At 42.6% G+C, this 10,714-nt stretch carries 8 protein-coding genes; 1 reads left to right on the top strand and 7 read right to left on the bottom strand.

Annotation, left to right across the window (positions count from 1 at the left end; genetic code table 11):
* Positions 1–144: 144 nt before the first annotated feature.
* From yqeC to ACLTL4_RS09960, 6 genes are all read right to left on the bottom strand, one after another.
* Positions 145–816, bottom strand: a complete 672-nt coding sequence (gene yqeC / locus ACLTL4_RS09985; protein WP_215659005.1) for a selenium cofactor biosynthesis protein YqeC — start codon at positions 814–816, stop codon at positions 145–147.
* Positions 817–2,283 (bottom strand): uracil-xanthine permease family protein, encoded by a 1,467-nt coding sequence (locus ACLTL4_RS09980; protein ID WP_147632409.1) that lies wholly within the window; start codon positions 2,281–2,283, stop codon positions 817–819. It abuts the gene before it with no gap.
* Between the two features lie 148 nt (positions 2,284–2,431).
* On the bottom strand, positions 2,432–4,003 hold the full coding sequence (locus tag ACLTL4_RS09975) for an InlB B-repeat-containing protein (RefSeq protein WP_412291500.1): 1,572 nt from the start codon (positions 4,001–4,003) through the stop codon (positions 2,432–2,434).
* A gap of 232 nt (positions 4,004–4,235) precedes the next feature.
* Entirely contained in the window at positions 4,236–7,457 is a 3,222-nt protein-coding gene (locus tag ACLTL4_RS09970) for a hemoblobin-interacting domain-containing protein (RefSeq protein ID WP_412320484.1), read from the bottom strand.
* A gap of 321 nt (positions 7,458–7,778) precedes the next feature.
* Entirely contained in the window at positions 7,779–7,994 is a 216-nt protein-coding gene (locus ACLTL4_RS09965; protein WP_303792838.1) for a hypothetical protein, read from the bottom strand.
* Positions 7,995–8,010: 16 nt separating this feature from the next.
* The gene (locus tag ACLTL4_RS09960; RefSeq protein ID WP_412291499.1) at positions 8,011–8,289 is read right to left on the bottom strand and encodes a hypothetical protein; all 279 of its coding nucleotides are present in this window, start codon (positions 8,287–8,289) and stop codon (positions 8,011–8,013) included.
* A gap of 384 nt (positions 8,290–8,673) precedes the next feature.
* Here ACLTL4_RS09960 and ACLTL4_RS09955 point away from each other — a divergent pair, with 384 nt between their 5' ends.
* The gene (locus tag ACLTL4_RS09955; RefSeq protein WP_412320483.1) at positions 8,674–10,026 is read left to right on the top strand and encodes an MATE family efflux transporter; all 1,353 of its coding nucleotides are present in this window, start codon (positions 8,674–8,676) and stop codon (positions 10,024–10,026) included.
* Positions 10,027–10,202: 176 nt separating this feature from the next.
* Here the strand turns inward: ACLTL4_RS09955 and ACLTL4_RS09950 are convergent.
* Positions 10,203–10,714: group II intron maturase-specific domain-containing protein (locus ACLTL4_RS09950; RefSeq protein ID WP_412320482.1), on the bottom strand; the 512-nt coding region annotated here is incomplete at its 5' end.

Below are 10,714 nucleotides of genomic sequence, written 5' to 3'. Positions count from 1 at the left end.
ATTTACTCAAAGTATCAACTCCTTTCAATAATATTCTACTCTAATATCTTATAAAACTCAACATATACTTATATAATTTTATAATTTATGTTTAACTGTTAATTGCCTCCATTTGTTCCGCTCAGACTTTCGAAAAACCCGGTTTCAAGAATGCCTCTGGCGGTCAGATCTGTCGGTATCTGCCTGACAGAATCGAATGTTTTCCCCATCTTGCTTTGAAAACAGACAAGTTATTTTCTCATTATACCCGATTTCTTTCAGCCTGTACCGATACGCCCTTAAGATTCTGCGGATATGCTCTTCTGTCACTGCTTCTTCCGGCAGAATCTTTCTTTTTGGCAGCTCCATATCATCCCGGATAAGCTCTTCTTTCTGCATCTCATCAAAGCGAAAGATTACCTTCTTACAGGGTTTCCCAATATCCCACGTTCCAAGCACGAGATAAAGATCCGTCGTTCCCGAAAAAATCACCGGTTCTGCCCCGGAAGGATATTTCAGAGAATGATGTTTCGCTCCGTCCGCTTCTATCAGAACAATATCCGCGTAATGCAGCAATTCTCTTAGTGTATGCTCCGGAAGTGCCTGCATTTTCTGCGGATTTTCGGAGCATTGTATGCCCGCCATACAATAGTGATCTCTCTGTAATTTCTCCCGTATAGAAAAAGCATCGCCGGAGAGGTCTGTGCCCGGCTCTGCGAACATATGCGTTGTCGTCGTCACCAGCACAGCATTTCCTTTCCTTTGATATTCTTCTGCCAGTCGATGGATCAGGGTCGTCTTTCCGCCCGCTCCGATGACTGATATGATTTTTTTCATTTATTTATCTTCCAGTTCCCACATTTCACGAACCGGTTTGGATTCTTTCGGCAGAACGATATTTAAAATGATCGCTGCCAGAGAACATGGTACGATTCCGGAACCGCCAAAGATCAGCTGTACATAATACGGCAGATGAGCGGTTGCCCCTGTGGTTGCTCCAAGACCATATCCAAGACCGATCGCTACGGAAATAATCGTAATCTCACGGCTGCCGATCGGATGCTTTGTGATCAGCTGGATACCGGAAATCAGAATCGATGCGAACATCATAACGGCTGCCCCTCCGAGAACCGACTGCGGCATGATGGACATCAGTGCACCGATCTTCGGGCAGAATCCACACAGGATCAGGAAAATCGCTCCCATGGAGATTGCAAAACGGTTGACAACTTTTGTCAGAGAAACCAGTCCCACATTCTGCGAGAATGAAGTATTCGGCAGTACACCGAACAGTGCTGCAAAAGCAGATCCAAGTCCGTCACAGATCACACCGCCGGACAGCTCAGAATCGGTTGCTTCACGATCCATACCGCCCTCGATACAGGCCGAAATATCACCGACTGTCTCAATCGCCGTTACGATAAACATGATGCCGATCGGGATGATCGCACTTGCCTGGAATGTGATCTTTACATCAGATAAAGCACCAAAACCGATAAAGCTCGGCACAGCGATCCACGCTGCATTTTTTACCTGGGCAAAATCAACAACCCAGGAGTAAGTATACTGAACACCATCTGCATCGATACCGGTGTGCGGAAGCGTAAGTGTCATAATGATCGCCACAACATATCCTGCCAGAATACCAAACAGGATTGCAGACGAAGAAAGGATACTTTTCTGCGGTGCGAAATGTTTCAGCAGTACAATTACAACCAGTACTACAAATCCCAGAAACAGATTCGGAAGTGAACCATAGTCCGCTTTGCCGCTTCCTCCGCAGAAATAGTTGATACCAACACCAAGCAGTGATAATCCGATTGCAATAACAACCGATCCGGTAACGATCGGCGGGAAAAATTTACGAAGCGGTTTCAAAAATGCTCCGAGAACACTCTCGAAAATACCGCCGACAATACAGGCTCCCATAATCGCACCATAAGCAAGAATACCGCCGCCGCATGCTGCCACGGTATTGTTCAGAACTCCGAGAAATCCGGATGACGTTCCCATAACGATCGGCACTTTTCCTCCGACCGGACCGATGGAAAACATCTGAACCAGTGTAACAACTCCGGCGATGATCATTGCATTCTGGAGCAATGCCGTACGAAGTTCGCCAAATCCTGCATCTGCGGTCAGTCCACAAACTCCCATCACGATGATCAGCGGTGTCAAGTTTCCGATAAACATTGCCATGACATGCTGAAGCCCCAGTGGAATTGCCTGAGAAAGTGGAATTCTTCCCTCAAAATCATACGGTGAAGAATAACCTTCTGACTTTTTCTCATTTGTTGCTTTCATAAAACAAACAGCCTCCTTAAATTTTACATATATTCCATGTTTCTTTCTTATTTTACAAAGATATATTTCCGGGGTCAATTCCTAATTTTACTTTTTTTCAGATGCAAAAATTCCCGCCCATCCTGACCGGATGGCGGGAATTTTTGATCTACCTGACTTTTACTTTTTTTACTTTACTAAAGGAACCGTAAATCCTGCTTTTCTTTCCATCTTTTTTTACATTCCGGAATTTCCGCATTCTCACATAGTACTTCTTTTTTGCTTTCAGTTTCGACACCGTAAGCGAATTCTTTTTCTTTCCACACTTCTTTGTTCTGACATTCTTTTTAAACTTTTTATCCGTTGAATACTGGATCTGATAACCGGAAACAGACTCCGATTTCTTTGCTTTTTTCCATTTTACTGTAAATTTTTTCTTTCCGGCTGTCAGTTTTTTGATGGAAATACCGGAAAGTTTCTGACCATCCTTCGAATTTACATCCGGTATCTGTTCTTTGTTCTCTGTTTCCTCTTCTGTTTTTGTTTCTTTTTCCGTTTCTGTTTCCTTCGGTTTTTCTTTCCATTTTGCATAAACCTGGATATCATCCCGGTACTTTGGAACCCAGTCATAGTTTTCCGTATGTTTGACCAGACTGCCATCTAAGTCATCCGGTTTCAGACACCATCCGACAAACTGATATCCCTCCTGCTGCGGAATGTGATCTGCAATATCAAAAAAGTTTTTACTGTCCATATGCAATTCATAAATGACAGACTCTTTTCCCTCAATACTTCCGCCATTTGCGTTAAATGTAATTGTTTTTCCGCTGTCATATCTCGGTGTCACTGTCTGATCACCTAAATTTGCATGAATCATATTGTGTTCCCAGTCAAAGGAAAATATGGTTCTTCCCTCTTCCACTTTTTCATCCACAAAAGCCATACCGCTCCAGCCAGTCAGATGACACCCTGCACGAACCGGTGTTTTTAAAATCAGTTCCTGTTTTTCCCTCTGCACATAATAACGATCCGGCATGCCTTCCTGTTTTTCTTCTGAAAGTTCTTTGTAGGATATAGTATAATACGGTTCATAGAATCGGATCGTACAGTTTGAATTATGCGTGGTATACCCGACAATCATCGGTGTACTGCTATATTCACCACCATAAATGGTTCCTTCATGTTCGGTAGCTCCTGTACGCACTTGTTCCAAAACAATTGGGGTGTTTGTATTGTTTGTGTAACCCGCATTCTCTGTGCTCTCGCCTTCCTGAAACGCTTTAAGCTGCTTCTGTGTATCTTCACCCATCTCTGCACTTTCCAGACTCTTCTTCCAGAGCTCCGTCTGTGTTGTCCAGACATTATACGTGTTTGTCCGATCCGCCGTCAGTCCGGCAAGATCCACTTTGTTCCGTATCAGTTTACTGTCATAAAGTCTTGGTTCTTCCCCAAGTATCAGGGAAACGTGTTTCAGGTACAGGTTCGTAACTGTCTGCCCGTAATAACCATGGTCATACGTTACTTCAAATTTCGGAACGGTGTAAAATGCTTCGCCCGGCATGATCAGCTCATTTGAAATATCCCAGTTATTTTCTTCCTTCAGTGGATGATCCATCCGCACATACGTTGGTTCTTTTTTTGTTTCTTCCGCAAAAGAAACCGGCACTGCCAGATTGGTCAACATACAGCATACCATTGAAAAACCGATTATTTTTTGAAAACCGCCTTTTTGTTTTTTCATAACAAATCCCTCCTGACATATTTTCTGTTTTCCTGATTTTTCTTCCCGTTTTCTGAGTTACTTTTATTATATCAGGAAGGATTTTTTTAACCACAAAATTCCCAAACTGTCTAATGACAATTTAGGAATTCGTTCATTTGCACATGCTCTGCTGTTTTTTCGCTGACAGCCTCCTGATAAAATGCTCAGGATTTCAATTTCTTACACCTGCCAGGAAGTCACCGACAACTTCTTATTTAGTAAAGGTGACGGTACAGTCTTCATATCCTTCTGCGGAAATCTCAATGGTATTTTCTCCATCTGCAACTGCATTTGTTCCAACATAAATCTGACCATCGTTTTTCAGCAGACAGTAGGTTGTCGTATCACCTACGCTGAAGGAAGAAGTTACCAGGCTATACTCTGTTCCGTTTACTTTTATGCCTGTGATCTGATTCTGCCACTGTTCGATTTCAGAACCATAGCCAAAGGAAACGATATAGTAATCTGAGAAGATAGTTTTCTGGCAGGAAACCGCCTGTGGCGGTGTCAGTTTTTTGATCACATTTACAACCAGCGGCAGTGCCAGATCTTTATAGCCTTCTGCTTTGATCGTAAAGGTATTGTCGGCATTTTCATCAAATTCGCTGTCCACTTTCAGTTTCAGGACCTGATTTCCGTATCCGTCTGTTTCCCATTTAAACTGATTCTCTGACATGCCAAACCAGCCTGCTTCTGTATAGGCTGTTCCATTTACAGTGATCGAGGTTACTTTATTTTTCCAGCCTACAAAGTTTGTCTGTGTTCCAAAGGATACCAGATAAGTCTGGCCGTCTTCGTCTTTGCTGATCATAGGCTCTGATGCCGGAACATCTTTTTCTTCACCCTGTACGGTGATCTCTGTTTCCAGAGCTTCATAATATTCTGCTTCCAGAGTCAGGGTATATGCTTTGTTCTGGTTGAACAGGTTTCCGTTATCGTAAATAGTGATGGATTTCAGATCTTCTGCTGCTTCATAGTAATAATCAGATCCTGCAACACCTTTTGCATAAATGTTTTTTCCATCTACTTTGACTGCATTTAAGTTCTTCAGGAAATCGCCTTCGGAACCATTTACGGTCAGAACCACATTCTCGCCTCTGTTGTACTGTTCTTTGTCAGAAACAAGACTTAAATTCTCTTCCAGAACTTTCTTATACTCAACCGAAAGTGTATTGTTTTTGAATCCTTCTGCTTTGATCTCTACGGTATTTGTTCCCAGTGTCAGAACAGAATCTTTGATCACCAGTTTGCCGTCCTCTACGCTGTACTGATCTTCTGTCAGTTCTTTCCAGCTCTGATTCACATAAATTCCGGTAATTTTCTCAAAGTATTCTGCTGTTCTTGCATCCTGGCCTGTCAGTACAAGATCTCTGCCTTCTGCAACAAATTCTGCATCCGCATCCAGTGTCAGGACCGGTGCTTCTTTTCCTTTGTAAGATCCGTTGTACTGTGTTTCTCCAAGCAGACCATCTTCCAGAACCACCTTAACTGCGTATGGACGGTTTTCTGTAGTAACTGCATTTTCATCTGCAACATAATCTTCAAAAGAGAGATACTGTCCTTTTAATTTTGCTTCCTGAACAGCATCATAGTAGCTTGTATAATCGTAGAATACAACTCCGTCTTCGCCATAAACGGCATCGCATGCTGTGATCTGATTATCCCAGCGTTCTGCAACTGCTTTTGCCGAAGCATTCTTCACATCCAGTGCCGTCAGGATCTTTGCATTGGAGATCAGATCCTCAGAAAATGCCAGATTTGCCGGCATAACAGAGTTTCCGCTTTCACCGTCGCTGCTGCTTCCGGAGTTTCCGCCTGAAGTCGCTCTTGTCACAACATCATAAGTCTTTGCTGTTTTTGCAGCTTTTGTTGTTTTGCCTGCAACAGTGAAAGATTTGCTCATGGTCTTAAAGCCATTTGAGTATACCGTCAGTGTGTACACACCCGGCTGTTCGATGTTGTTTCTTCCACCTTCTGCATTTACATCGTTATACAGTACAAAGGTATTTCCGATCAGATACCAGTCTGTGATTTTTTCCAGTGTTTTCACTTCTCCTGACGGGGTTTTCAGTGTTACCATCTCAACCGGAACGGTGATGCCGTATACCATGTTTTCTACCTGGAAATGAACATTCTGTCCGGATTTGATCGCACCTGTCTCAGAAATCTTCATGGACGGAGTCTGTGCATTTACCACATGGATGGATGCGATCAGGGTTCTGTTTCCATTGGAACGGATGCGTACTTTGTAACGTCCATTGGAATAGAAATTGCTCTGTCCCAGCGGAATGGTAATTCTTCCGACTACATTTCCACCATGTTCGGTGGTATCTTTTGTATAAGCGAGCTGATCGTTCAGCGTGCTCAGGCTCTCATCGTTTGACAGCAGTGCCAGTGCACCTTCGTCTGCGATCGTATCAAACCAGTCTTTTTCTTCCTGTGTTGTGTAGTTGAACAGGATTTCTACGTTTCCGCTCACACCGTACAGATTGTCAGCATCTTCGTTTTTGCTCAATTCTGCATCCGGTGCATAATATTTCACATCTTCTTTTGCAGTTTCCTTCAGGTCAAAGGTTGTTTTTTTCGGAGTAACCCTTGCATTTCCTTCTTCATCGTAGTTGGTCAGATGATAATCCCAGGTCGGGATGGCTGCATGTGTCAGGAAATACATCGGTTCCTGTGCTTTTACAACCGGTTTGTCCGGATTTTCATTGTCACTGAGCACAACATCCTGTGTTTTCTGGTCATCTTTTTTGGTAACAACCAGTTTTGCAGGATTTAAGCCTGTCAGCTCCCATTTCACAATGCTTCCGTCATCGGTAACTTTGGTCATAGCCCCTGTGATATCCACACCATCTACCGCAACGCTGCAGTTTTCCACATCGTAACCTTCTTCAAAAGCTACCACCAGATACTGTGCATATCCAAGATCAAGAACTTTTGTCTGAGCTTCCTTTACCAGAACTGTTTTCGGAGCTTCTGTTTCCGTTGCCGGTGTTTCGGTTTCCGGTGTACTTGGCGTTGCCGGTGTCTCAGTTGCCGGTGTCTCCGGTGTACTTGGCGTTGCCGGTGTCTCCGGTGTTTTATTATTATCGACTGCCGGCTTCTCTGGCAGAACTACTTTAATCTTGCAGCGATATTTTTTGCTGCCAACTTTTGCAGTAATCACAGCATTTCCTTTTTTCTTTGCTGTAACCTTTCCTTTTGAAGTAACGGATGCAACTTTCTTTTTCGAGCTGCTCCATTTCACTTTTTTCTTTGTGCCTTTTACCTTAAGCTTTAAGGTCTGGCCTTTTCTCAGTGTTTTCTTTTTGTAATTGAGCGTGGTTTTGGACGCTGCTGAAACGGTATGATACTTTGGTGTAACGTTAGCAAAAATTACCGCAAAACTCAGCAGAGCCAATACCAGCAAATTCTTTTTCCATCGCTTCATTCCTTTTCCTCCATGGCTATCTTTTGTTAGTTTGCTTAAACTTACGTTTGAATAAGGTAACATATTTTCTCATTTTCATCAAGTGTAAATGTGCTTAACAAGAAATTTTCTCATTGACTTTTCGTTTGTTGACAGCCATGCCATCGCCGGGCTTTTTATTATGACACTCGGTGTTTCGATGTCCGTAAAATCGAACCTCGGCGTTTCTCCGGTCAGCTCGATTCCGTAGGTATCGGAACGGTGATCGCTACTGTTCTCGTCAGATTGATCCTCAAACAAGAAGCATCTCTCGCTCTAAAGAGCTCGGTCACTTTCTATTTGCTATTTATCACCAATCCATTGTTTTGCAAGTTCTACATCTACTTGCAGTGCCATTGCAATTTGTTCAACAGGCAATCCAAGTCTGCTAAGGGCAATCGTACCCTCTTTTTGTGCAAGTCGTTTGCCTTCCGCAATGCCAGATTCAACACCGGCCTCGTACTCAGCTTTTCGCAGTTTCCGTTCTTCCTCTTCTTTGTCATATTCAAAAATACTCATCGCAATTACCTCCGCTTTATTTTTTCTTTTCTGTTCCATTGTAAAATACGATAAATTGTGGTGCAGGTATTTTCTGTAATACGGAAGAATAAAGGGATTTCTTATCCACCAGTTTCTGATATTCACTCGAAATATAGAATAAATCACGCAATGGCATATTAGGATTGTAAGTTGACTGGTGTTCATATAGAAATAACTCTGTGTCAATGATAAAAGCAAGATCATTTTTCATTCCCATATAAATAGCATTTTCCAGTGTGATAACCATACTGTCTGTTTGTTCTTTCTTTTTCACAGTTTGAAACTCCTGCTTTTTAAATTGATTTGTTTGATTGAAAAGCATGAATTTCTGAAATGTGAATTTAGAAAATATAGATGGCAGGATGCCAAGAATGTTAAGAAATATGCTTTGAAATCATATTAACATATAGCTCTCATTATTTCAATACATTTTAAAAGCATAATTAAAGTCAACACAAATAATAAGAAACTATTTATGTTTTTCCCACTGGAAAGAAACAACTTTCGCTTAAGTGCCTTTCGGGAAATTCGTTTATTTGCACATGTACTAATATTCTTTGTCAGAAAGCATTTTAGCAAAACACCTGGCATTTCCATTTCGCCTGATTCATGTTATACTTAACTACCAGAAACACCAACGAAGAAAGGACTGTTTACTTTGAAACAAATTGATTTTGAAAACGGAAAAATCACCGACAATATCTTAAAAGCGGCTCTGCCCATGCTGGTCGCTCAGATTCTGAGTCTGCTTTATAATATCGTGGATCGCATCTATATTGCACGTATCCCGGATATCGGCACAACGGCTCTTGGAGCGGTCGGACTCTGTTTTCCGATCATTGTGATCATCACTGCTTTCAGCAACCTGTTCGGAAGCGGCGGTGCACCGCTCTTTTCGATCGAGCGTGGAAAGGGTGATCACGAAAATGCCTGTCAGATCATGCATACTTCATTTTCCATGCTGACGCTCTGCTCAATCCTTCTGATGCTGACCGGTTTGATCTTTGCAAAACCCATTCTCACGCTGTTTGGTGCCGACCGTGAGAATTTTGGCTATGCCTGTCCTTATCTGATGATCTATCTGCTCGGAACGTTTCCGTCCATGGTCGCGACCGGCATGAATCCTTTTATCAACGCCCAGGGATATGCGACCACCGGTATGATCTCGGTGGTGATCGGTGCTGTTGCCAACCTGATCCTTGATCCGATCTTTATTTTTGCGTTCGGCATGGGAATCCGGGGTGCTGCAATCGCAACCGTCATCTCACAGATTTTGTCGGCTGCTTTCGTACTTCATTTTCTGCTTTGCAAGGCAGAATACAAGGTTCGTCTGCTGCACAGAGAAGAAATCCTTGCCTCTTCAAAATATGCGAAAAATATCATCAGCCTCGGAACTGCCGGATTTATCATGCAGCTGACGAACAGCCTGGTAACAATCTGCTGCAATCACGTACTTTCTGTCACCGGCGGAACGCTCTATATTTCTGTCATGACAATCATCTCCAGCGTGCGTCAGTTGGTTGAGACACCAATCTATGCAATCACGGAAGGTTCTTCTCCTGTTATCAGCTACAATTATGGTGCTCATCGTTACAAACGTGTAAAACAGGCAGCTGTTACCATGGGAATCATGGCACTCATTTATACACTGCTGGCATGGCTTGCGATCATTCTTGCACCGGAATTTCTGATCAGCATTTTCAGTTCTGATAAGAGTCTGCTGGCAGATGCCGTCCCTGCCATGAAACTGTATTTCGGAGCGTTTATTTTCATGCTTCTGCAATACATCGGACAGACTATATTTAAATCCTTAAACAAAAAGAAACAGGCGATCTTCTTCTCCCTGCTCCGTAAAGTAATCATCGTTATTCCTATGACTTATCTGCTCCCATATGCATTTCATATGGGAACAGACGGCGTATTCCTTGCAGAACCAATCTCAAATATTATCGGAGGCAGCCTGTGCTTTCTCGTTATGATAATAAACATACGCAAAGAGTTACGTTTATAAATTAATATAATATATTTTTCAAAAAGAATGTTGCAATTCAAAGCTACATATGCTATACTGCAACAAAAAGAAGGCATTGTGAATTCGTCCATTACTCGTTCACAAATCGAGTAGGAGGCGGTGACTAACCGCCGTCCTCTCACACCACCGTGCGTACCGTTCGGTACACGGCGGTTTCAATAGTTGACGTGCACAGACTGATAGGCTGTGGCTAAATCATAGAAGCCACCGTTTATCAGTCTCTCTTTTGTCATGGCTTTCTTAACTGTTGTCAGATTCGCACAATACCAGTGTCCTCTTCGGCAGTTTGCCGCCATATTCGCATAGTATTCGTGTACTCCCATCTTTATCAGATTTCTTTTCTTTGTTTTTGGAAGTTTCCACTGTTTCCATATACACATGCGTATTCTGTGGTAGAGCCATCCGTTGATCTCTTCGATGTTGTTCTTCATGCTTGCTATTCCGTAATAGTTCAGCCATCCTCTTGCATATATCTTGATTTTCTCAAGGCTTGGCTTGATTGACTGACATCGTTTACGGGAAGACAACTCTTTCAGTCTCGACTTAAACTTTCTCCATGACTTTGGATGAACGCGAACATAAATACCCGTTCCATTCCTTCCCAATGCAAAGCCTATAGCAATCCTCTTAAATAATGCAATCTCTTTACAGGAGTGATAAAATATAG

The sequence above is a fragment of the Hominisplanchenecus sp. genome (assembly GCF_046967715.1).
Classification (GTDB): Bacteria; Bacillota; Clostridia; order Lachnospirales; family Lachnospiraceae; genus Hominisplanchenecus; species Hominisplanchenecus faecis.
Note: the sequence above shows the minus strand (reverse complement) of the source record. Positions and strands in the feature narration are given on the sequence as shown.